Source organism: Amycolatopsis sp. NPDC051128 (genome assembly GCF_040682715.1).
Classification (GTDB): Bacteria; Actinomycetota; Actinomycetes; order Mycobacteriales; family Pseudonocardiaceae; genus Amycolatopsis.
On the sequence record NZ_JBFBBN010000002.1, the window covers coordinates 359697 to 380710 of the forward strand.

Annotated in this window: 25 protein-coding genes; 2 read left to right on the forward strand and 23 right to left on the reverse strand. The window is 71.9% G+C overall.

The window, feature by feature from the left end; genetic code table 11:
- Positions 1–2: 2 nt before the first annotated feature.
- From AB0M82_RS03885 to AB0M82_RS03935, 11 genes are all read right to left on the reverse strand, one after another.
- Complete coding sequence (locus AB0M82_RS03885; RefSeq protein WP_364717469.1) at positions 3–1097, reverse strand: serpin family protein; 1095 nt, start codon at positions 1095–1097, stop codon at positions 3–5.
- A 282-nt stretch (positions 1098–1379) separates the two neighbouring features.
- Positions 1380–2660, reverse strand: a complete 1281-nt coding sequence (locus AB0M82_RS03890) for a deoxyguanosinetriphosphate triphosphohydrolase (protein WP_364717470.1) — start codon at positions 2658–2660, stop codon at positions 1380–1382.
- Positions 2661–2693: 33 nt separating this feature from the next.
- Positions 2694–3347: a YdcF family protein gene (locus AB0M82_RS03895; RefSeq protein ID WP_364717472.1), complete on the reverse strand. Its 654-nt coding sequence runs from the start codon at positions 3345–3347 to the stop codon at positions 2694–2696.
- A 32-nt stretch (positions 3348–3379) separates the two neighbouring features.
- Positions 3380–3985: a response regulator transcription factor gene (locus tag AB0M82_RS03900; protein ID WP_364717473.1), complete on the reverse strand. Its 606-nt coding sequence runs from the start codon at positions 3983–3985 to the stop codon at positions 3380–3382.
- Positions 3982–5181, reverse strand: coding sequence for a sensor histidine kinase (locus tag AB0M82_RS03905; protein WP_364717474.1), 1200 nt, complete (start codon positions 5179–5181; stop codon positions 3982–3984). Before AB0M82_RS03905 ends, AB0M82_RS03900 begins: the two co-directional genes overlap by 4 nt.
- A 25-nt stretch (positions 5182–5206) precedes the next feature.
- Positions 5207–5947: an ABC transporter permease gene (locus AB0M82_RS03910; protein WP_364717476.1), complete on the reverse strand. Its 741-nt coding sequence runs from the start codon at positions 5945–5947 to the stop codon at positions 5207–5209.
- On the reverse strand, positions 5944–6876 hold the full coding sequence (locus AB0M82_RS03915; protein ID WP_364717477.1) for an ABC transporter ATP-binding protein: 933 nt from the start codon (positions 6874–6876) through the stop codon (positions 5944–5946). The genes AB0M82_RS03910 and AB0M82_RS03915 overlap by 4 nt, the downstream gene beginning before the upstream one ends.
- Before the next feature lie 95 nt (positions 6877–6971).
- Positions 6972–8360 carry a glycine--tRNA ligase gene (locus tag AB0M82_RS03920; RefSeq protein ID WP_364717478.1) on the reverse strand — a complete coding sequence of 463 codons (1389 nt, stop codon included), beginning with the start codon at positions 8358–8360 and terminating at the stop codon, positions 6972–6974.
- A gap of 93 nt (positions 8361–8453) precedes the next feature.
- The gene (locus AB0M82_RS03925; RefSeq protein WP_364717479.1) at positions 8454–9110 is read right to left on the reverse strand and encodes a class F sortase; all 657 of its coding nucleotides are present in this window, start codon (positions 9108–9110) and stop codon (positions 8454–8456) included.
- 81 nt (positions 9111–9191) lie between these two features.
- Positions 9192–9830, reverse strand: a complete 639-nt coding sequence (locus tag AB0M82_RS03930; RefSeq protein ID WP_364717481.1) for a class F sortase — start codon at positions 9828–9830, stop codon at positions 9192–9194.
- Positions 9831–10916 carry a hypothetical protein gene (locus AB0M82_RS03935; protein WP_364717483.1) on the reverse strand — a complete coding sequence of 362 codons (1086 nt, stop codon included), beginning with the start codon at positions 10914–10916 and terminating at the stop codon, positions 9831–9833.
- A 261-nt stretch (positions 10917–11177) separates the two neighbouring features.
- Between AB0M82_RS03935 and AB0M82_RS03940 the strand changes: the two genes are divergently transcribed.
- Positions 11178–11543 carry a metalloregulator ArsR/SmtB family transcription factor gene (locus AB0M82_RS03940; protein ID WP_364717537.1) on the forward strand — a complete coding sequence of 122 codons (366 nt, stop codon included), beginning with the start codon at positions 11178–11180 and terminating at the stop codon, positions 11541–11543.
- The gene (locus AB0M82_RS03945; RefSeq protein ID WP_364717485.1) at positions 11543–11956 is read left to right on the forward strand and encodes a Fur family transcriptional regulator; all 414 of its coding nucleotides are present in this window, start codon (positions 11543–11545) and stop codon (positions 11954–11956) included. The genes AB0M82_RS03940 and AB0M82_RS03945 overlap by 1 nt, the downstream gene beginning before the upstream one ends.
- A 159-nt stretch (positions 11957–12115) precedes the next feature.
- On the opposite strand, the gene AB0M82_RS03950 is transcribed toward AB0M82_RS03945, so the two are convergent.
- From AB0M82_RS03950 to AB0M82_RS04005, 12 genes are all read right to left on the reverse strand, one after another.
- A complete protein-coding gene (locus AB0M82_RS03950) occupies positions 12116–12946 on the reverse strand; it encodes a helix-turn-helix domain-containing protein (protein WP_364717486.1) in 831 nt (276 codons plus the stop codon).
- Positions 12947–12955: 9 nt separating this feature from the next.
- On the reverse strand, positions 12956–13771 hold the full coding sequence (locus tag AB0M82_RS03955; protein WP_364717487.1) for an alpha/beta hydrolase: 816 nt from the start codon (positions 13769–13771) through the stop codon (positions 12956–12958).
- Positions 13772–13817: 46 nt separating this feature from the next.
- Positions 13818–14567 carry a TIGR03943 family protein gene (locus AB0M82_RS03960; protein WP_364717488.1) on the reverse strand — a complete coding sequence of 250 codons (750 nt, stop codon included), beginning with the start codon at positions 14565–14567 and terminating at the stop codon, positions 13818–13820.
- Positions 14564–15583 (reverse strand): permease, encoded by a 1020-nt coding sequence (locus tag AB0M82_RS03965; RefSeq protein ID WP_364717490.1) that lies wholly within the window; start codon positions 15581–15583, stop codon positions 14564–14566. Before AB0M82_RS03965 ends, AB0M82_RS03960 begins: the two co-directional genes overlap by 4 nt.
- A gap of 160 nt (positions 15584–15743) precedes the next feature.
- Complete coding sequence (locus AB0M82_RS03970) at positions 15744–16169, reverse strand: hypothetical protein (RefSeq protein WP_364717492.1); 426 nt, start codon at positions 16167–16169, stop codon at positions 15744–15746.
- On the reverse strand, positions 16166–16981 hold the full coding sequence (locus tag AB0M82_RS03975; RefSeq protein ID WP_364717493.1) for an isoprenyl transferase: 816 nt from the start codon (positions 16979–16981) through the stop codon (positions 16166–16168). The genes AB0M82_RS03970 and AB0M82_RS03975 overlap by 4 nt, the downstream gene beginning before the upstream one ends.
- 41 nt (positions 16982–17022) lie before the next feature.
- Entirely contained in the window at positions 17023–17847 is an 825-nt protein-coding gene (recO, locus tag AB0M82_RS03980; RefSeq protein WP_364717494.1) for a DNA repair protein RecO, read from the reverse strand.
- 49 nt (positions 17848–17896) lie between these two features.
- Positions 17897–18358, reverse strand: coding sequence for a CD225/dispanin family protein (locus AB0M82_RS03985; protein ID WP_364717496.1), 462 nt, complete (start codon positions 18356–18358; stop codon positions 17897–17899).
- Positions 18359–18425: 67 nt separating this feature from the next.
- Positions 18426–19472 carry an RDD family protein gene (locus tag AB0M82_RS03990; protein WP_364717498.1) on the reverse strand — a complete coding sequence of 349 codons (1047 nt, stop codon included), beginning with the start codon at positions 19470–19472 and terminating at the stop codon, positions 18426–18428.
- A 195-nt stretch (positions 19473–19667) separates the two neighbouring features.
- Positions 19668–20123 (reverse strand): DUF2752 domain-containing protein, encoded by a 456-nt coding sequence (locus AB0M82_RS03995; RefSeq protein ID WP_364717499.1) that lies wholly within the window; start codon positions 20121–20123, stop codon positions 19668–19670.
- The gene (locus tag AB0M82_RS04000; RefSeq protein WP_364717500.1) at positions 20120–20461 is read right to left on the reverse strand and encodes a CD225/dispanin family protein; all 342 of its coding nucleotides are present in this window, start codon (positions 20459–20461) and stop codon (positions 20120–20122) included. Before AB0M82_RS04000 ends, AB0M82_RS03995 begins: the two co-directional genes overlap by 4 nt.
- Before the next feature lie 27 nt (positions 20462–20488).
- Complete coding sequence (locus tag AB0M82_RS04005) at positions 20489–20857, reverse strand: CD225/dispanin family protein (RefSeq protein WP_364717501.1); 369 nt, start codon at positions 20855–20857, stop codon at positions 20489–20491.
- Positions 20858–21014: the final 157 nt, after the last annotated feature.

The following is a 21014-nucleotide window of genomic DNA, read 5'->3' on the forward strand; positions in this document are numbered from 1 at the left end:
GCTCACGGTTCGACCACCCTGGCGAGGAAGTAGAGCGCCCCGGTGCCGGCGTGCCGGACCAGCAGCAGGAACGGCCGGTCCACCGTGACGGCGACCGGTTCGTCGATCATCATCGAGGTGAGGCGCATGGTCAGCGCGGTGGCCGCGGCCCCCTCGAAGCCTTGTTCGTCGACGCGCAGCACGGCTTGGTGCAGCACTTCGGACACGGCCAGCCGCGGGTCCGGGGAGAGCCCGCCCAGGTCGGCCCGGTCGGTGAAGATCGTGCGTACGCCGAGGCCGCGCAGCACGGCGGTCAGCGAACTCGGCACGTCGAGCGCGATCTTGGGGAGTGTAAGTTCCACGCGCTTGAACCGGATTTCGCCGAGCAGGCTCGTCAGCGAAGCCTGGTCGAGCGCGGCCTCGGCCTCGGCGAGGTCGCCGTCGGGCAACAGCACGACGGCCTGCAGACCGCCCCCCGCGGCCAGCTGCACGGCCTGCCAGCCCCCGGCGTGCGCGTAGCCGACGCTCTCGCCGAGCCACATGGTCGGCACGTCGTGGGTGCCGGACGGCGCGTGGAACGGCGCGTCCTTGGTGTTGGCTTCGCGGAACGGCAGCTTCCACGCGGACTTCAGGTAGAGCGCGTTGACCAGCACGGCCGCGATGTCCCGGTCGATCGAGCCCGGCGGCAGCAGCTGCGGGATCAGCCCGCGCGTGGTGCGGCCGACGTCGTCGTTGACCAGGGCGCGAGCGGCTTCGGGCTCCTTCTCGAACGGCGCGCTCGCGACGGCGGCGCCGGGCCACCCGGCCAGCTCGGTCTTGAACGAATCCTCCAGCGGGAGCCGGTCGTCCGCCCACAGCGTGTTCGCGACGGCCAGCTCGGGCTGTTCACCGCGCGCGCCCTCTTCGGTCAGCTGCGCGGCCTCCCGCAGCATGGTGGTCTGCGCGGCCGGGTCACCGAGCAGCGCGACCAGCTCATCGCGCGTGCCGCCGCGGGCGGCGTGCGCGGCCAGGGTCAGCGCACTGGCCACCGAGTACGGCGAAAAACAGGTGTTCCCGCCCCCGGCACCGATGGCCGAGTGGACGGCGAGGGCGAACCGGAGGTGGCTGTCCGTGGCCATGCGGGCGAGACTACCGGAACGGTTCGCCCCGCCGGGAGACTCCACGCGACTCCGCCCACCGGTGGACAAATCCCCCACCGCCACCGAACAGCCCCGAGCCGGCAAGCCAACGCACCCAGACGCACGACACACGCACCTGAACGGACGACTCGCGTACCCAACGGGTCGGCTCGCGTGATCCGGCGGGCCTCACACGTGATTGGGCGGGCATTTCCCGTGATTGGGCGAGCATCGGACGCGATGCCCCTCTGGTCACGCGTGAGGCCCTTCGCGCGTGCTGATTCAGCGGTGCAGGCGGGTGACGTGCCAGGAATACCAGACGTGGGCCTGCGCGTCCGTGAGCGAAGCGACCTGGTCGACGACCACCCGCAGCAGGCCGGCGTCGCCCGTCGCCGCCTTCCAGGCCGGGACGAACAGCGGGTCGAGTGATTCCGGGGCCCGCCGCGCGAGCGCGTGCACCAGCTCGACCAGCAGCTCGCGCTGGCCCTCCTGCATCGCCAGCCGCCGGCGGTCGCTCATCACGTAGCGCAGCGCCAGTGCCTTCAGCAGCGCCACCTCCGCCGCGACCTGCTCCGGTACGCACAGCCGGGCCCGGTAGCGGCTCAACGGTCCCTCACCGAACTTCTCCCGGGTGCCGGTGACCGCCGCGGTCGTGAACCGGCCGACGAGCTCGCTGGTCAGCCGTTTCAGCGCGACCTGCGCGCCCGGTGAACCGTCCGGCTCCCCCGAAGCCAGCGCCGCCACCACCGGCAGCGCCAGCAGTTCCGCCGCCGCATCCTCCAAAGTGGACACCGACTGGCCGGAGAAGTGCTTGGCGGCGGCCTCGGCGACGGCCGCGCGCTCGTCCGGGTGTGCGAGCACGCGCAGCCTGATCCGGCCGGCGAGCACGCCGTCTTCGACGTCGTGCACCGAGTACGCGACGTCGTCGGCCCAGTCCATGATCTGGGCCTCGAGGCACGTCTGCTCCGCCGGAGCACCTTCGCGGAACCACGCGAACACCTCGGCGTCGTCGCCGTAGACGCCGTACTTCGTCTGGCCGGGCTTGCGCTGCCACGGGTACTTCGTGGTCGCGTCGAGGCAGGCCCTGGTCAGGTTGAGCCCGGCCGTGGCGCCGTCGGCGCCGACCAGCTTGGGCTCCAGCCGGGTGAGGATGCGCACCGTCTGCGCGTTGCCCTCGAACCCACCGCACGTGGCGGCCACCTCGTCGAGCGCGCGCTCGCCGTTGTGCCCGAACGGCGGGTGCCCGATGTCGTGCGCCAGCCCCGCGGTGTCCACCAGATCCGGGTCGGCGCCCAGCTCCTCGGCGATGCCGCGGCCGATCTGGGCGACCTCCAGCGAGTGCGTCAGCCTCGTGCGCGGGACGCCGGTGACCTCGGCGCCCTCCCCGGGCCCGACCACCTGGGTCTTGCCCGCCAGCCGCCGCAGCGCGGCGGAGTGCAGCACCCGGGCCCGGTCGCGGGAGAACGCGCTGCGCCCGTCGGCGCGCGCGCCGGGCAGCGCCGCGCCCTTCGCCGGTTCCGGCAGGAGGCGGGCGGTGTCGTGCTCGGTGTAGCGGTCGTCCACCCGGCCAGCTTAAGCGGACGGACCGGCAAATCCTCAGCCGAGGAAGGTGGCGAACAGGTCGTCGGCCGGGGTCTTCGTCAGCCGGTAGTACAGCAGCGCGCCGGTCTCGCGGACGATGTAGCGGACCTGCGTCACGCGCTCCTGCACGATCGGCCCGCTGTGCGTCGGCGCGGTCCAGGCGTCCAGCCCCAGGTCGCCGGCCATGGTCCGGGCGCGGAAGGAGTGCCACGGGTCGCTGACCAGCACCGCCGTGCGCCAGTCGCGGGCCTTGACCTCGTCCGCGACCGCCCGCAGGCTGCGCAGCGTGTCACTGCCCTCCCCGACGGCCAGCGTCGCCGACGCCGGCACGCCGTGCCTGGTCAGCCACAGCTGGCCGGCCCTGGCTTCGGTGAAGTTGTCCTCGGCCTTCTTGCCGCCCGCGGTGACGATCGTCTTCGCGACGCCCGCGTCGTAGAGCTGCTTCGCCTTGGCCAGCCGCGCGGCGTAGATGTCCGACGGCTTGCCGTTGTACTGCGCCGCGCCCAGCACCACGATGACGTCGGCGGGCGTCCGGTCGTTCTCGCGCGCGACCTGCCAGACGCGGAACGCCGTGCCGCCGACGAGCGCCAGCAACATGAGGACCGTGCCGAGGACGATCCGGCGCGCCCAGCTCGCGCGCGACGGCTTCGTGCGTTCAGCGGTACCCACCCGGCCCATCTTGTCAGAAGGCCACGGGCCGCTCAGAGCCAGCCACGCTCCTCCGAGACCCGGACCGCTTCGGCCCGGGTGCGGGCCCCGGTCTTGCCGATGGCGGCGGACAGGTGGTTGCGGACGGTGCCTTCCGACAGGTGCAGCGCACGGGCCACGTCGGCCACCGTGCTGCCGTCCTTGGCTTCCCGCAGCACGTCCCGCTCCCGCCCGGTGAGCGGGCTGGCGCCGGTGGCGAGCGACTCCGCGGCCAGCGCCGGATCGACCACCCGGAGTCCACTGTGGACCCGGCGGACGGCCTCGACGAGCTGCTCGGGCGGGGCGTCCTTGACGACGAACCCGGCCGCGCCGGCCGCCATCGCCCGGGCCAGGTAGCCAGGGCGGCCGAAGGTCGTGCAGATGATGACCCGGCACGACGGGAGCGCGGCCCGCAGGTCGGCCGCGGCCTCCAGGCCGTCCTTGCCCGGCATCTGGACGTCCAGCAGGGCGACGTCCGGCTTCGCCTCGCGCGCGGCGGCCACCACCTCGTCGCCGGACCCGACCTGCCCGACCACCTCGATGTCGTTCTCGAGGCCCAGCACGGTGGCCAAGGCCCCGCGCACCATGGCCTGGTCGTCGGCCAGCAACACCCGGATCAAGCGAGTCCTCCCGCGGGTTCGGCGCGCACGGCCTTGGCGGCCGCGCGGGGTTCCGGCTGCGGGACCTCCGCCCGCACCAGCAATCCTCCCCCGGGGCGGGCCGACGCCCGCAGGGTGCCCCCGACCATGGCCAGCCGCTCGTTGAGTCCCCGCAGGCCGTTGCCGGGGACGACCTCCGTCGCGGTGCCGTCGTCCTCGATCTCCAGCCAGGTGTCGCCGAGCTTCACCTTGACCTTCTTGGCCTCCGAGTGCCGCAGCACGTTCGTCACGGCTTCGCGCAGGACGTAGCCGAACGTGGGCTGGAACTCCGGCCGGACGTTGTCGACGGCGTGCGGCAGGTCCGCGTCGATCTCGGCGGCCCGCAGCGCCGCGCGGGCCCCGACGAGCTCCGCGGACAGCGACACCTCGCGGTTGGCCGACACGGTCGCGCGGACGTCGGAGAGCGCGCTGCGGGTGAGGCTTTCGACCTCGCGGATCTCCTCGACCGCGCGCGGGATGTCACCCGCACTTTCCAGCACCCGCCGGGCCAGCCCCGCCTTGACGGTGATCGTGGTGAGGCTGTGCCCGAGCAGATCGTGCAGATCGCGGGCCAGGCGCTCCCGCTCGTTCGCCACGGCCAGCGTGGCGATCTCCTTGTTGGCCTGCTCCAGACCGCGGACGGCGCGGATCAGGCTGGACATGAAGAACATCGCCAGCGTGACCGACGCGACCGTGATCAGGTCGCCGTAGTTCTCACCGAACCGGCCGGCCAGCAGCATGATCCCGGCCGCCAGCGCCAGTGCCGCGCCGTCGAGGATCACCACCCACGCCGGCGACACCAGGAAGACCATCGCCGCGGTGCCGTAGAGCAGGACGAACGGGTTCGCACTCATCGCCGCGACCAGGCCGAGGCCCATGAGGAGCATCCCCACCCCGTAGCCGACGCGGACCGGGCGGCCGCGGTCGAACGCCAGCGGGAAGAACGCGTACGCGACCGCGTAGCCGTAGACGAGCACCCACAGCGCCACCACGCCGGGCGTCACCCGGTCTTCGGCCAGCAGTGACCTCGTCACCGGGATGAGGTAGGGCAAGGTGAACAGGACCGACAGGATCGGCCACCGCACCTTGTCCGGCCCGCCGTCCCGGCCACCGGGCGGGTCCACCCACCACGTCTCCCGGTTGCCCAGCCCGAATTTGTGGCTCGCGGACTCCGCCATCGCCGTTCCTCGTCCCCTCAGGCCCTCAAACGCGGGCGCTGTCCTTACGGTATCGCCTGATCACCAGCGCCCCGAGCACGACCGTCCACGCCCCGAGCACACCCACGGCCTGGGGCAGGGACACCACCATGTCGGTGGTCACCGCGGGCCGCGCCAGCTGCAGCACCCAGTACGTCGGCATGACCTGGGCGACGTCGTGCATCCAGCCCGGCATCGACTCGATCGGGATCCACAGCCCGCCCAGGAAGCCCATGCCCAGCGTGACGATCATGTTGATCGGCTGCATCGAGTCCGGCGTGCCGAACTGGCCCAGCAGCAGCCCGAGCAGCACCAGCGGGATCGTGCCGAGCCAGATCCCGGCGAAGACGCGGACCCAGCCCGCCGCGTCGACGTGCACGCCCTCGGCCAGCACGCCGAGCAGCGGCACCAGGATCAGCGCGGGCAGCCCGACCAGCATGCCCGAGAGGCCCTTGCCCGCCAGGTAACCCGACCCGGTCAGCGGGGTCAGGCGCAGCTGCCGCTGCCAGCCCGCGGCGCGTTCGAGGGCGAGCCGGGCCCCGCTGTTCGTCGCCGCGGCGAAGACCCCGAACGTCATCATGTTGACCATGATCACGGCGGCGATCTTCGCGTGGTCCGGGTCGTCCGCCTTGGTGAAGACGTTGGCCTGCAACAGGAACATCAGGACCGGGAACGCGACGACGAAGATCAGGAACCGCGGCGCCCGGAAGTTCCGGCGGATCTCGGTGAGCAGGTAGGTGGCGTTCATCGCACGGGCTCCGCGGTCTCGTCGGCGGTCAGGGAAAGGAAGGCGCCTTCGAGGCCGACGGCGCTGATTTCGACGTCGTGCACGGCCGGGACCGTCGCCTTGAGCGCCCACAGCGTCGCGTCGGAGTCGGCGGTGGAGATCGCGACGCGGTCGCCGCGCAGCTCGAACTCCTTGACGCCGGGCAGCGCGGCGATCGCGGCGTCGGTGGCGCCCGGGACGGCGGCGCGCAGGGTGCGGCCCCCAGCCAGCGCGCGGACCTCGGCGACCGAGCCGTCGGCGACGATCCGGCCGCGCCGCATCAGCACCACCCGGTCGGCGAACTCCTCGGCCTCTTCCAGATAGTGCGTGGCGAACAGGACCGTGCGGCCGGACTCGGTGAACGAGTACATCGACTGCCAGAACTCGCGGCGCGTGCCGACGTCCATCGCGGCGGTCGGCTCGTCGAGGATCAGCAGGTCGGGGCGGCTGACGAGGGCGACGGCGAAGCGCACGCGCTGCTTCTGCCCGCCGGAGAGCTTGTTCGCGCGGCGGCCGGCCAGCTCCTCGACGCCGGCGGCGCGCAGGGCGTCGGCCACGGGCATCGGCTTCCGGTGCAGGGCCGCCACCAGGCCGACGGTCTCGGCGACGGTCAGGTCGTCCATCAGGGCGCCGCCCTGCAGCATCGCGCCGATCAGCCCGGCGCGCACGGCGTCGATCGGCTTGCGCCCGAACACACGCACGGCACCGGCGTCCGGGCTGCTCAGGCCGAGGATCATGTCGACGGTGGTGGACTTGCCCGCGCCGTTCGGGCCGAGCAGGGCGACCACCTCGCCCGGGGCGATCGTCAGGTCGACACCGTCGACCGCGTGGACGTCGCCGTAGTGCTTCCGCAGGCCGGTGAGGTGGACCGCGGCCCCCGCCGCCACCGCCTGGATGTTGGTTTCTCGCATGCCCCCAGGCTGCCGCCCGGCGGGCCCGGGTCCCCAGACCGTGCGTCACGACCTCGTCGTGACAAGTGTCAGGGGTGCCCGGGCCCGGGGTGCGGTCAGCAGCCGATCAGGCGCCCGGCCAGGTACGACTCCAGCTTGTCGATCGCGACGCGCTCCTGCGACATCGTGTCGCGCTCGCGCACCGTCACGGCCTGGTCTTCGAGCGAGTCGAAGTCCACGGTGACGCAGTACGGCGTGCCGATCTCGTCCTGACGGCGGTAGCGGCGGCCGATCGCCTGGGCGTCGTCGAAGTCGACGTTCCAGTGCTTACGCAGCGTCGCGGCGACTTCCTTCGCCTTTGGGGTCAGGTCGGCGTTGCGCGACAGCGGCAGCACCGCGACCTTGAACGGCGAAAGCCGCGGGTCGAGCTTGAGCACGACGCGCTTCTCGACGCCGCCCTTCGCGGTCGGCGCCTCCTCTTCGTGGTAGGCGTCGACCAGGAAGGCCATCATCGACCGGCCGACACCCGCCGCGGGCTCGATCACGAACGGCCGGTAGCGCTGGCCGGACGCCTGGTCGAAGAACGACAGGTCCACGCCCGAGTGGTTCGAGTGCGTGGTGAGGTCGAAGTCGGTGCGGTTGGCGATGCCTTCCAGCTCGCCCCACTCCTGGCCCGCGTTGAACGCGAACCGGTACTCGATGTCGACGGTGCGCTTCGAGTAGTGGGAGAGCTTTTCCTTCGGGTGCTCGTAGTGGCGCAGGTTCTCGGCCTTGATGCCGAGATCGGTGTACCACTCCGTGCGCCGGTCGATCCAGTACTGGTGCCAGGTCTCGTCCTCGCCCGGCTCGACGAAGAACTCCATCTCCATCTGCTCGAACTCGCGCGTCCGGAAGATGAAGTTGCCCGGCGTGATCTCGTTGCGGAACGACTTGCCGATCTGGCCGATGCCGAACGGCGGCTTCTTCCGCGACGTCGTCTGCACGTTGAGGAAGTTCACGAAGATGCCCTGCGCCGTCTCCGGGCGGAGGTAGTGCAGACCCTCTTCGGACTCCACCGGGCCGAGGTGGGTCTTCAGCATCATGTTGAAGTCCCGCGGCGCGGTGTACTTGCCGCGCGTGCCGCAGTTGGGGCACGGCACCTCGGACAGGTCGTCCTCGCCGGTCTCCTTGCCGGTGCGCGCCGAGAACTCCTCGGCGAGCTGGTCGGCGCGGAACCGCTTGTGGCACGACAGGCACTCGATCAGCGGGTCGGTGAACACGTTGACGTGCCCCGAAGCGACCCAGACCTCACGGGGCAGGATCACCGACGAGTCGAGACCGACGACGTCGTCCCGGCCCTGCACCACGGTCTTCCACCACTGGCGCTTGATGTTGTCCTTGAGCTCGACCCCGAGCGGCCCGTAGTCCCACGCCGAGCGGGTACCGCCGTAGATCTCTCCGCTGGAGAAGACGAAACCACGGCGCTTGCACAGGTTGACTACGGTATCGATCGTGTTCGTGGGCACTCCACGCTCCGGAAGCATGCGGGGACGGTTATCGGACTAGAACGTCAAGGGTATCCGCCGGGCCCACCGGGTTTCCGCGCAGGTGAGCCCCCGTCAGGGGTGGGACACCAGTGACGCCGTCACCACCCGGTTGTCCTCGTAGCCCTGGCTGCCGCCGACGTACTCGCCGCCGCAGGTGACCAGGAGCAGCTTGTGCGGCCCGTCCGGCGAGAACAGCTGCTCCGACCGGCCGGCCAGCTCGGACTTGTGCACGGTCTCCGTCGCGTCGATCCGGTACACCCAGGCCCCGCCCGCGGCGTCGGTCAGCCGGACCTCCTGGCCCTGCTTGACCTGCCACAGCTCGTTGAACGGGCCCTTCTTGCCCTTCCAGTTCACGTGCCCCGACAGCAGCGCGACGCCGTGGTCGGCCCCGAGGTTCGCGCCCCACCAGGCGGCTTCGTCGAGGCCTTCCGGGATCTTCAGCGCGCCGTTCGCGTCCAGGTCCTCCTGGATCAGCTTCGCCGTGCCACCGCCGGGCAGCGACAGCTGCGCGGGCGCCCGGCCGGTGTCCTGCTTCGCGGGCTGGTCCGCGGCCGTGACGGGCGCGCCGGCGCTGTTCGAGCCGGTGCCGTTCGCGACCGCGGGTTCATCCTTTCCCGTGAAGATGAGCAGTGTGGCGACGAGCGCCGCGACCACGAACGCGCCGGCGACGCCGACGATCCACCAGCGGCCGGAGCCCTTCTTCCGCTCCGCCGGGTTCTGCTCCTGCATGCGCCTGTGCTCCTTTTGGTTCCGTGACCAGTGCACAGACGGACATGCCGCGGCGGGCGCGCGAGGTTGCACCGAACCCGGTCAGCGGGCGGGGCGCGTCACCAGCTCGGCCGTGACCAGGCGGTTCTCGTCGTAGCCCTCGGTGCCGCCGACGTAGTCGCCACCGCAGGTCACCAGCACCAGCCGGTGCGGGCCGTCCTGCCCGAACCAGCGGGCGGCCTGCGCCGGGAGGGCCTCCTTCGACAGCGTGACGACGTCGTCGACCCGGTAGACCCACCGGCCGCCGCGCGCATCGACGACGCTGATCTCGTCGCCGCCGCGCATCCGCCACAGCTCGTCGAACGGCCCAGGCCGTCCCTCCCAGTTGACGTGCCCGGACAGCAGGGCCGCTCCGCGATCCGCCCCCAGCTTGGCGCCCCACCAGGCGGCGTCGCCGAGGCCGCGCGGGATCGGCAGCACGCCCGCGCCGGTGAGCTCGGTGCGGACCAGCCGGGCGGTGCCGCCGTCGGGCAGCCGGACCGTGCCGGGCCGCTGCTGCGCGGCGGATTCGCTGTCCGCGGGCAGCACGGCCGGGGCCGCGTTCTCCCCCGGCAATGCGCCGGGCGGCGGCGCCGCGATCGGCGCCGGGGCGGGCGGCAGCCAGGTCAGGACGACGATCCCGGCCGCGAAGGCGACCACCGCGAGCGCCGCCGAGACGGCGGCCAGCCCCGTTCGCAGCACCTAGCCCGTCCCGGAGCCGCGCCGCCTGCCGAGCAGCAGGGCGACCGCCGCGAAGAACACCCCGCCGAAGAGCAGGCCGATGCCGAGCGGGACGCGCGAGCCGTCACCGTCGGTGGCGGGCGCGGCCGCGCCGAGGTAGCCCGCCGGGACCTGGGTCGGCACGGCGGCCTGGGAGGCGTTCGTGCCGCCCGCGGGCCCGCCGGCCTTCGCGACGAACCCCTTCGGGACCGAGCAGCTGACCCCGCCGAGGACGATGTTCGTCCGGACGTCCTGCAGCGCGTCGCCCCGCGCGTCCTTGACGTGCGTGGTGATCTCGAGCCGCCAGCCGGCGACGGCGGTGAAGTCGCCCCCGCGCCAGCCGTCCTGACGGATCAGCTGGTCGAAGGTGGCGACCCGGGTCAGCTTGAGGTCGGAGACCGTCCTGTCCTTGCTGGCGTCGGTGATGTCGCCGGGCGGGCCCAGCTTCAGGTTCCGCAGCTGGAGGCCGGCGGTGCCACCGGGCATCGGGACGATGCCGAGCGCCCCGCCCTGGCGCACCCACAGCCGGGCCACCGACGTGGTGCCGGTCAGCTTGGCCGGGCCGGTGCAGTCCACCGCGGTCTTGGCGCCTTCCAGCACGAGCGCGGTGTCGTCGGCCGGCTTCGTCCCGCCCTGCCAGGTGTCGCGCAGCGCGTAGCTGGTCTCCGCGACGGCGGTGGGCACGGTCGTGGCCTGCAGCGCGGCGACGACGTTGTGGTCCCGGCTGGCGATGCCCGGCGGGTAGGGGTTCTGCGACGGGCTGTAGCGGCCGAGGTCGATCCGGTAGTGCCCGCCGAAGGTGGCGCGCTCGCCGTCGTCCTTCGGGACCGCGACGCGGTCCGTGCCGAGCTTCGACTGGCCGGGCAGCAGCGGCGAGCGCTGGGTCTCGGTGATCAAGGCGCCCCCTCGCTGGCCCTCGTCCCCGATCCGGACCGAGGCGATGTTCGCGAAGGAGACCGGCCCCGTCTTCTCGTCGACCGCCTGGCTCTGCGCCCCGGCGGCACCGACGCCGACCAGCGGGAACAACACGGCCGCACCCACGGCTGCTTTCGTCACGAAACGGGTCATTTCTCCCCACTGCTCTGCTCGGACGGGCCGCCGGTGTACGAGAAGCGACGCAACGGTCCGCGACAACCTTGCACCGTCGGCCACGACATGCGAAGCCGAAGAGCCATTCTCTCACTAACACACCCAAATGGAGCAATACCACCGACCGTACCCCGCAGGGCAGGGCCCCGGCACGCGGAAACACTAGGATGGGTGGAGCCGTTATCGGCAATGACTACGGAATTCATGGTCCGGACGTCGACGAGCAGCGTGGAGGCGGGTATGGCGACGGTCACCGGGAGTGGCACCCAGCCGGGACTCGCGGAGTGCGCCCCGACGTCGGCGGCGGCGCCCGCCCACCCGGCGCCGTCGGTACTGGCCGACGCGGGCGACCTGCTGCGCGCACTGGCGGCGCCGATCCGGATCGCGATCGTGCTGCAGCTGCGGGCGGCCGACCGGTGCGTGCACGAGCTCGTGGACACCCTCGACGTCGCGCAGCCGCTGATCAGCCAGCACCTGCGGGTGCTGAAGACGGCCGGGGTGGTCCAGGGCGAGCGCCGCGGCCGCGAGGTCGTCTACCGGCTGGCCGACGACCACCTGGCGCATATCGTCGTCGACGCCGTCGCCCACGTGCAGGAAGGAAAGTGATGACCCACGCCGCGTCGCGCAGCCAGGCCCCGGTACCCGGGCGCCGATCGACCCGGCAGCGAGCCGCGGTCGTCGAGCTGCTGAGCACCATCGATGACTTCCGCTCCGCCCAGGAACTGCACGACGAGCTGCGCAAACGCGGCGACGGCATCGGCCTGACGACGGTGTACCGCACCCTCCAGTCCCTGTCGGAGGCCGGCGAGATCGACGTGCTGCGCACGGATTCCGGCGAGGCGATCTACCGCCGCTGCTCGGCGCACCACCACCATCACCTGGTGTGCCGGCTGTGCGGCCGCACGGTGGAGGTCGAGGGCCCGGCGGTCGAGCGCTGGGCGGAGAAGATCGCGGCCGAGCACGGCTTCTCGGAGATCTCGCACACGGTGGAGATCACCGGCACCTGCGCGGAGCACTAGGGCGGCTCAGCGCGGCGGGATCCCCTGCCGGTCCAGGGCTGCCTTCGCCGTGGAGACGAGGTGCGTCGTGGTTGCTTCCGGGTCGTCCGAAGGCGTGTCGCGCATTTCGACCACCGCGAAACCCGGCGATGGGCCGTGCGCCGCGGAGGGTCGGCCCAGTCAGGCTTGCGGTGGCGCAGGCCAGGCCACCTCGTCGATGGCCAGCCAGGGAGCCGTAGCCAGCGTCGCCGGTGTCAGGCCGGTGATCGTCCGCGCCTCCCGGTGGAGGTGGGACTGGTCCGCGTAGCCGCTCAGAGCAGCCACGATCACGGCCGGGTGGCCCGCCGCCAGGAGGTGGGCCGCGTGGTCGAAGCGGATCAGCCCGGCCGCTCGCTTGGGCGTGAGACCGAGCTGGGCGCGGAAGCGGGACCACAGGCGCTGGCGGCTCCAGCCGACCTCCTCGGCCAGGCCGTCGACCCGCACCCGGCCACCCGCGGCCAGCGTCCGGTGCCACACCCGGGCGACCTCCGGCTCGATCCGGGGCGGAGTCTCCGCCAGGCGGCGGGCGAGCAGATCCGTCGCGATGGTGAAGCGTTCGTCCCAGGTCGGGGCCGCGCGCAGGCGCTCCTCGGTTCGCTCGGCGTCACGCCCCCAAACCTCCTCCAGGGTGGCCACCGCGCCGGTGAGGTCGGCCGAGACGCCCAGTACCGCCGTCGCGACCGCCGGGGACAGCCGGATCTGGAGGCACTCGCCCGCTCGCCCGCCGGTCCGGAGGACGCCCGGGAGGAGCCCGGCGACGAAGCTGCCGCGCCGGGACGTCCCGCTGGTCTCGCGGACGATGCCGCCGCCCTCACTCAGGTCGAGGAACAGCGTCACCGACGGGTGCGCGATCATCTCGATCCGCACGTTCCCGCCGATCTGCTGGCGGAACCCGGCCATCGCGACCCCCGGCAGGCGGACTTCCGGGCGCGGCACGGCGACGTCCACGTCCGCCCACTGCCAGCCGGTCACCTCCGCAGCTTAGGCCGGTGCAGCGTCTTCAGTGGCCGCCGCGAAGCGCAGCAGGAGTTCGCTCGTCGGCTCGGGGGCCTCGAAGAGGGGGACGTGCCCGACGCCGGGAAGCAGCTCGACGCGCACGCCCGGCACCGGGTCGTACTCGTGGGCCGACTGCGGGTTCCAGCGGGGATCCGCCGCGCCGAAGACGACCAGCACGGGCCGGCCGAGCCCGGCGAGGCGATCGGGCACGCTCCGCTCGGCGACGTACGCGGAGTTGGCGCGCAGGATCTTCCGGAACGTGCGGTAGCCGATGTGCTTCAGCTCGGCGACCGCGTCGTCCGGGATGGCCACCGGGCGCGCGGTCGTCGCCCGGATTCCCTTGCGGATCAACGCATCCGAGCGCAACGGCCAGAGGAGCGGGCCGAGCGGCGGGGCCGACAGGGCCCGGATGAGCCACGGCTGCGGCAGGAGCGCGCCGAGGCTCGGGCCGGTGCTCACCAGCGCCAGCGACCGCACCAGATCGGGGCGCTGCTCCAGCAGCGACGTCGCGACGTAGCCGCCGCTGGAGTGCCCGGCGACCGCGACCTGCCGCAGCCCGAGGTCGTCGAGCAGCGCTGCCACCCGGGCGGCCTGCCCAGGCACCGCGTACGACGGCGCGGGCGGGGATTGGCCGCACCCCGGGAGGTCGACCCGGATGACGTGGTAGCGGGCGGCGAGGACGCCGGCCACCGGACCCCACAACGCGCCCGAAGCACCCGACCCGTGGACGAGCACCACAGGCGGCGCGGCCCGCGGCCCGTCGTGGACGACGTACATCCCCGTACTTTCGTGAAGACCCATGCGCCGGACGGTAGGGGTGCAGCCGGCCGCTCGTCTTGGACGAATGTCAGTACTCGTAGGGATCCTTCGGGGTCGGGACCGGTGTCACCGAGGCCGGGGTGAAGTCCGGCGTGTAGCTGTTGTCCTTCGTCGCCGTGCCCGGGACCACCTGGCCCGTCACCTGGATCCACGCGTCGCTCGCCAAGTGGTCCGCTTCGCCGCCCCGGAGCCGGACCGTCACCGGGAAGGCGTCGGCCGCGCAGCAGCTGATCACCAGGCGGGCCAGCAGCGTGCCGCCGTCGGTGTGCACGACGAAACCCGTCAGCGAGACCGTGCGGCCGTTGAGCGTGCCCGCCGTGTCCCAGCCCGCGCGGCTCACGAACTCGTTCACCGGCAACGGAATCACGTTGCCCATCGGCAGCGGCGGGAACGCCGCCGCGCTCGCCGCGGCCGCGCTGGACGGCACCCGCGCCTCCGTGCGGATCACCGAATCGGCGCCCAGCGCGGGTGGCGCGACCAGGAACACCGCCAGCACGGGAACCAGCAGCAGCCACGCCGGCCGGGCCGAATGCGCGTGCCCGTCGTCGTGAGCGTGATCATGCTCCTCCGGGACCGCGTCCACGGTGACCTTCGAGCGCGCGGCCAGCACGTCGTGCACGATCGCGACCACGCCCAGCACCACCATCACCGCGCCACCCGCGACGATCCACGGCTGTTGCGCCGGCTTCACATAGCGCAAAAAGTCACCGTTGACCGCGATCTTGACCAACGCACCACCAAGCAAAATCAGCAGAACGTTCTGCGTCTCCCGCCTCACGCGACCCCCACCAACAACCCGGCCACCACCGCACACCCCACCGCCACCACCAACGTCACCGGCGCGAACCGCACCGCGAACGACCGACCGAACGTCCCCGCCTGCAACGCGAACAACTTCACATCCACCGCCGGCCCCACCACCAAAAACACCAACTTCGGCAACAACGGCAACGCCGTCAACGACGCCGCCACAAACGCATCCGCCTCACTGCACAACGCCAGCACCACCGCCAGCACCGCCATCACCAGCACACCCAGCACGATCTGATCGCCCAGCACCCCGAACCACTTCGCCGGCACCAGCACATTCAACGCCGACGAAATCAATGCCCCCAGCACCAGGAACCCACCGGCCTCGACCAGATCCGTCCGCGCGGTCTCGGCGAACACCCGCCACCGCTGACCACCCGCCACCTCAGGCAGGCGCCGCAACGCTCGCTCAGTGATCCATTCGAGCTTCCCCCAGCGGGCCCACAACCAGCCCATCACCATCGCCGTGGCCAAGGAACCAGCGAACCGCGCCAGCACCATCTCCGGCTTACCGGGAAACGCGACCGCCGTCGCCACCAGCACCACCGGGTTCACCGCCGGCGCCGCCAGCAAAAACGTCAACGCCGCCGCCGGCGCCACCCCCTGCCCCATCAACCGCCGCGCCACCGGCACCGAAGCACACTCACAACCCGGCAACGCGACCCCGGCAAGCCCCGCGACACCGACCGCGGCACCAGCCCGCTTCGGCAGCACCTTCTCCAGCACCCGCGCCGGCACGAACGCCGCGATCGCGCCGCTGATCAGCACACCCAGCACCAGAAACGGCAACGCCTGCACACACACGGCGACGAACACCGTCGAACCGGTCCGCAACGCGGGAACGTCGAACAACTGCTGCAGCCAGCCCTGACCGAGGATCGCGACCAGCAAGATCGCGCACAGCACCTCGACCGAGCTGATCCGAAACCGGCGGTTGCGCCGGCCGGGCTCGGTAATGGTGTCGTCGCCGGGGAGAGTGTCCACACCGGTGATGATGCCAGGGCCGCCCGACAAGAAGAGCCCCGCACGGCCCGCGAACGGCCGGATACGGTCCGTTTTGGCCCCTGATCCACCGTTCGCCCCGAAAATCCGCCGCCCACAGCGGGCTTCCGCGGCCGGCCGGACGCCGGAGCGGTACCCCGGGCTACTCCCCGGGGACGATCCCCGGCAGCTCGGTCCGCAGCTGCGACGCCGTCGACACCACGAGCATCAGCAGCGTCCCCAACGCCGGCGCGTCCAATCCGACCGCCGGGAACGCGTACCGCAGGGTCACGTCGACCCCGTTGTCCGAATGCCCGACGCCCAACGTCCCGAACAGCCCCTGACCCGCCCGCTCGGCGACCGCGATCGAGAGCTCCGGCTCGTCCTCCAGGTCCCAGCCGACCACGCAGGTCAACGTCAGCACCGTGAGGCCCTCGCCGAGCCGGGTCGCCTGGACCACGCACGGGACGTCGCCGTGGGAGAACGTCAGCGCGCCGTCGTCGTCGACGTGGACCTCGAGGTAACGCTCCAGGGCGCCGCGAGCGTTGGTCAGCAGCTCCGCGGTTTCGGCCGCCTCGGTGGCGCTCATGACGAAGCCGTCTGGTCGATCGCGCCGCCGAAGCGGCGATCCCGCTTCGCGAACTCCAGGCACGCGCGCCACAGGTGGGTGCGGTCGAAGTCCGGGAACAGCGTGTCCTGGTAGACCATCTCGGCGTAGGCCGACTGCCACAGCAGGAAGTTCGACGTCCGCTGCTCGCCCGAGGGCCGCAGGAACAGGTCGACGTCCGGCATGTCGGGCTGGTAGAGGTACTTGCCGATGGTCTTCTCGCTGACCTTGCCGGGGTCCAGGCGGCCGTCGGCGACGTCCTGGGCGATCCGGCGCATCGCGTCGCCGAGTTCGGCGCGGCCGCCGTAGTTGACGCACATCGTCATGTTCAGCGCCGTGTTGTGCTTGGTCTTCTCCTCGGCCGCCTGCAGTTCCTTGATCACCGACGCCCACAGCTTCGGCCGCCGCCCGGCCCAGCGGATGCGGACGCCGATCGAGCCGAGGTAGTCGACCTGACGGCGGATGGTGTCGCGGTTGAAGCCCATCAGGAAGCGCACCTCTTCGGGGCTGCGCTTCCAGTTCTCGGTCGAGAACGCGTACACCGAGAGCCATTTGACGCCGATTTCCACCGCGCCGGCGGCGACGTCGATCATCACCGCTTCGCCGCGCTTGTGTCCCTCGATCCGCGGCAGGCCGCGCTGGTTGGCCCAGCGGCCGTTGCCGTCCATCACCAGCGCGACGTGCTTCGGGACCAGCTCGCGCGGGATCTCCGGCGGCTTCGCGCCGGACGGGTGCGGATCCGGGGCGCGCAGCTCGGATCGCGACGCCTTGTTCTCGCGTCCCCTGCGCAGCACAGCGAGCCTCCCTGGATGGGTGAAACCGATCAGGCCCGACCCTACTGCCCGGGCACCCCTTGTCCTTCGGGGGTCCGGGTGGCGGAGCCCCCGGCCCGGGGCGAAGCCCCGGATGTCAGCACAGTCTCCCGGGCGCGTCGCTCGACCAGGGGGAGGGACCGGAGCTGACGCTCCAGATGCCACTGCAGGTGCGCCGCGACCAGGCCGCTCGCGTCACGGCGGGTACCCGGCAAGGTCGACTCGGCCTGCGGCCATTCGCCGTGCATCAGGGCGGTGAGCAGGTCCAGGACCTCGGGCGCGGGGTGCACGCAGCCGGGAACCCGGCAGCCCTGGCACATCGCGCCGCCGGCGGCGACGCTGAACGCGACGTGCGGGCCCGGCAGTCCGCAGCGGGCGCACTCGGTGAGCGCGGGCGCCCAGCCGGCGTAGGACATCGCGCGGAGGAAGAACGCGTCGAGCACGAGGGACGCGTCACGCTCGCCGGCGGCGAGCGAACGCAGCGCGCCGCAGACGAGGAGGTAGAGCTTGAGCACCGGCTCGCCCTCTTCGGCCGAGAGCCGGTCCGCGGTCTCGGCGATCGCGCTGGCCGCGGTGTAGCGCTGGTAGTCGGCGACCAGCGGCAGCGCGAACGCGTCGACGGTCTCGACCTGGGTGATGACGTCGAGCGTGCGGCCGGTGTAGAACTGCACGTCGACGTGGCCGAACGGCTCCAGCCGGGCCCCGAAGCGGGACGAGGTGCGCCGCACGCCCTTCGCCACGGCGCGGACCTTGCCGTGCCGCCGGGTCAGCAGGGTGATGATCCGGTCGGCCTCACCCAGCTTGTGCGTGCGCAACACCACCCCGGTGTCGCGGTAGAGGTTCACCACCCCGACATCGTCCCACTTCGGGGTGATGCCGGGGTGGACCGACCCGGGTTCAGCAGTAGCGGCCCGTGCAGGCACTCGCCGCCGCGAGCCCGATGATGAACATGACGATGACGAAGAGGCAGCCGAGACCGCCCAGGATGCTGGAGACCAGGCAGAGCGTCTTGGTGGTGCGCGACGCCTGCTCCGCCATCGCGAAGTTGCCCTGCATCTTGTAGGTGCCGACCTCGTTGGACTTCATGATCGCGAAGATGCCCAGGATGAGGCCACCGAGGAAGAGCGACGCGATCGCCCAGCCCTTGTAGTCCTTGATCTGGTTGATGTCCCCGCCGGGCATGCCGTAGCCGGGGGCGCCGAAGCCACCGGTGGGCGGCTGGCCGTACGGCGCGGGCTGGCCATACGGCGCCGGCTGGCCGTAGGGCGCGGGCATGCCGCCGGACGGCGGGCCGTAGCCGGGCTGCGGCTGCTGCGGCTGCTGGCCGTACGGAGGCTGCTGGCCGTAGGGATTGGTCATCTACTTCTACCCCAACTACTAGTGAACTCCCGCCGTGTCCCTCGGCGGTGGAATGGAAAGCCGTGCGTCAGTGACGCGGCGGCTGGTCGGTCGGCGGCTGCCCGAACTGACCGGGATCGATCTTCTGGGTCTCCCCGGCCCCGTCCGGAGCCTCGGGACGCAGCATCTGGGTGCGCTCGGCCTGCTCGTCGAAGGCGGACCCGCCCTCGGAGTCCGGGCGGAGCATCTGGGTGCGCTCGACCTCGTCGAAGGCGGAGCCGCCCGGCTGCGAGGTGGACGGCTGACCCGGCTGCGGGGGCTGCCCGAACCCGCCGGAGGCCGGCTGCTGTGGGAACCCGCCCGGGGCGGGCTGGCCGAAGCCGCCGGACTGCGGCTGCTGCGGGAAGCCACCGGACGGCGGCTGGCCGGGCTGGCCGAACTGACCGGGCTGCTGTCCCTGCGGCGGGTAGCCACCGGCGAACTGCTGCGCGCCGGGCTGGCCGAACGGGGCCTGACCAGCCGCCGGCGTGGCCTCGCCCAGCACCACGACGGAGCTGACGATCTTGTCCGCGAACGTCTGGCTCTTGTCGTCCCAGAGCGGCCACAGATAGCCGACGTAGCAAGGCAGCGCGTCGGCGATGTGGCAGAGGTCGCGCAGGAAGGCCGTGCCGGCGCCGACCGGCTGACCGGTCTGCTCCGAGACCAGCTTGATCCCGAGGACGCGCTTGCCCAGCGACTGACCGGTGTTGCCCTGCTGGATCCACCGGTTGTAGATGGACCAGCCGAGGCCGACGAGCGCGCCGAGCCCGTACAGCAGGGCGCCGATGGCGCGCGCGCCGGAGACCATGAGCACGACCGCGAGGAGGTAGAGGACCAGCGTCGGGGAGATGTCGATCAGGAAGGCGCCGGCCCGCTGGCCCCAGTTCGCGTAGTTCCGCGGCGGACCGAAGGGGTTGCCCTGCTGGCCGAACGGCGCCGGCTGCCCGAACGGGGCCTGCTGGCCGTAGGGCGCCTGCTGCCCGTACGGCGCCTGCTGCCCGAACGGCGGCGGCGCCTGACCCGGCTGCGGTTGTCCGAACGGCTGCCGGCCGCCGGGCTGCTGCCCGAAGGACTGCTGACCGTAGGGATCGGTCATTGGGTGTCTTCCCCTCGCTGGTCACTTCGCCCGCACGGAGCCTCGTGCGGGACCGGCCCGAATGGACGGCACGGCCCGGTCCGCGGGAGCGTACTCGCTCCGTGACGGCCACGCCTCGCAGGCGTCCACTGTTCGAGTGACCCGCCCACCGGTCCGACGCAGTGGGTGCGCGAACGGTTCCCGTCCGTGCCGGGATCAGACGCGCAAACCGGTGAACGGCGCGAACGGCAGGTTACGGATGACGAACCAGACGACGAACACGATCGAAAACACCAGGGGCGTCCAGCGCCAGTGCAGCCAGCTGTCCATCGCGCGGCCGCGCAGCCGCCCAATGGTCCAGACGACGGTGCTCCACACGAACAGCAGCACGACGACGAACGACACGGCGTTGTAGTGCAGCGCCGCCGGGATGTCGCCGTGCATGAGGCTGTAGGCCATCCGCATGCCGCCGCAGCCCGGGCAGTCGATGCCGAGCAGGGCCTTGGTCGGGCAGACCGGCAGGAAGCCGCCGGGGGTGGTCGGGTCGCCGGCCCAGACGACCGCGCAGCACACGCCGAGCCCCGCCACCAGTGCCAGCGGCGCGCTGAGCGCGCGCAGCTTGGCCTTGGCGCCGTGGGCGGGGAATCCCGTGTAGACGGTCGTCGTGGTCACGCCGACCACCACGCCGCGGCCCCGATCACGACGAAGAGCAGGATGTAGAGCAGCAGGAGGATCCCGGTCGAGATGGCCGACCACATCGCCCACTTGCGGGCGTCTTCGGCGGCCTTCTGCGCCTCGGCGTGGAAGCCCTGGAACCACAGCGAACTCACCTGGCTGGACTTCACGATCGAGACGATGCCCAGTGGCAGGCAGCAGAGCACCGTGCTCAGGATCGCCCAGACCATGTTGTTGTCCGGCGGCGGCCCGTAGTTCGGCGGCGGGTAACCGTAGCCGTAGCCGGGTGGCGGCCCGCCCGGGGGCGGGTACGGCGGCGGGTACTGGTCGGTCACCGGGAATCCTCCTGCTGTTCGGCTACGTCAGTAGGACGTCGTGCTCAAGCTGGACGTGAAGACACCGGCGATCCCGAGGATGACCCACAACGCGATCCACACCACGCCGACGACGGCCGAGATGATCGCCCACTTCTTGGCGGAGTCGGCGGCCTCCTGCGCGGCGGCGGTCTGGCCCTGCGCCCACAAGCCGTTGACCTTCGCCGCCTGCACGATCGACACGATGCCGAACGGGAGGCAGCAGAGGATGGTGGTGAGGATCGCCCACACGAGGTTGTTGCTCGGGGGCGGTCCCGGCTGGTATCCGCCCGGCTGCCCACCGGGGTAGTTCGGCTGCCCGCCGGGCTGGTTCGGCTGGTCGCCGGGGTAGTTGGGCATGCCCTGGCTGTCGGTCATGATCTGTTGTTCCCCTTCGTCGTGCTCCGAGAACGACCACCGGATCCGCTCACCGCCCCGACCGGCGGCGGTGTGGTCGAAGCCGCGACTGTAGGGGGCGAAATCGTCGCCCGCCCCCGGTTTCGTGGCGTCGCGACCGAATCGAGACCCGGAATTC

Excerpts from the sequence above, each read along its gene's own strand:
- AB0M82_RS03885 (WP_364717469.1), bottom strand. The coding sequence starts at position 1,097 with ATGGCCACGGACAGCCACCTCCGGTTCGCCCTCGCCGTCCACTCGGCC.
- AB0M82_RS03905 (WP_364717474.1), bottom strand. The coding sequence starts at position 5,181 with ATGGCGGAGTCCGCGAGCCACAAATTCGGGCTGGGCAACCGGGAGACG.
- AB0M82_RS03910 (WP_364717476.1), bottom strand. The coding sequence starts at position 5,947 with ATGAACGCCACCTACCTGCTCACCGAGATCCGCCGGAACTTCCGGGCG.
- AB0M82_RS03915 (WP_364717477.1), bottom strand. The coding sequence starts at position 6,876 with ATGCGAGAAACCAACATCCAGGCGGTGGCGGCGGGGGCCGCGGTCCAC.
- AB0M82_RS03925 (WP_364717479.1), bottom strand. The coding sequence starts at position 9,110 with ATGCAGGAGCAGAACCCGGCGGAGCGGAAGAAGGGCTCCGGCCGCTGG.
- AB0M82_RS03935 (WP_364717483.1), bottom strand. The coding sequence starts at position 10,916 with ATGACCCGTTTCGTGACGAAAGCAGCCGTGGGTGCGGCCGTGTTGTTC.
- AB0M82_RS03940 (WP_364717537.1), top strand. The coding sequence starts at position 11,178 with ATGGCGACGGTCACCGGGAGTGGCACCCAGCCGGGACTCGCGGAGTGC.
- AB0M82_RS03945 (WP_364717485.1), top strand. The coding sequence starts at position 11,543 with ATGACCCACGCCGCGTCGCGCAGCCAGGCCCCGGTACCCGGGCGCCGA.
- AB0M82_RS03955 (WP_364717487.1), bottom strand. The coding sequence starts at position 13,771 with ATGGGTCTTCACGAAAGTACGGGGATGTACGTCGTCCACGACGGGCCG.
- AB0M82_RS03970 (WP_364717492.1), bottom strand. The coding sequence starts at position 16,169 with ATGAGCGCCACCGAGGCGGCCGAAACCGCGGAGCTGCTGACCAACGCT.
- AB0M82_RS03985 (WP_364717496.1), bottom strand. The coding sequence starts at position 18,358 with ATGACCAATCCCTACGGCCAGCAGCCTCCGTACGGCCAGCAGCCGCAG.
- AB0M82_RS03990 (WP_364717498.1), bottom strand. The coding sequence starts at position 19,472 with ATGACCGATCCCTACGGTCAGCAGTCCTTCGGGCAGCAGCCCGGCGGC.
- AB0M82_RS04005 (WP_364717501.1), bottom strand. The coding sequence starts at position 20,857 with ATGACCGACAGCCAGGGCATGCCCAACTACCCCGGCGACCAGCCGAAC.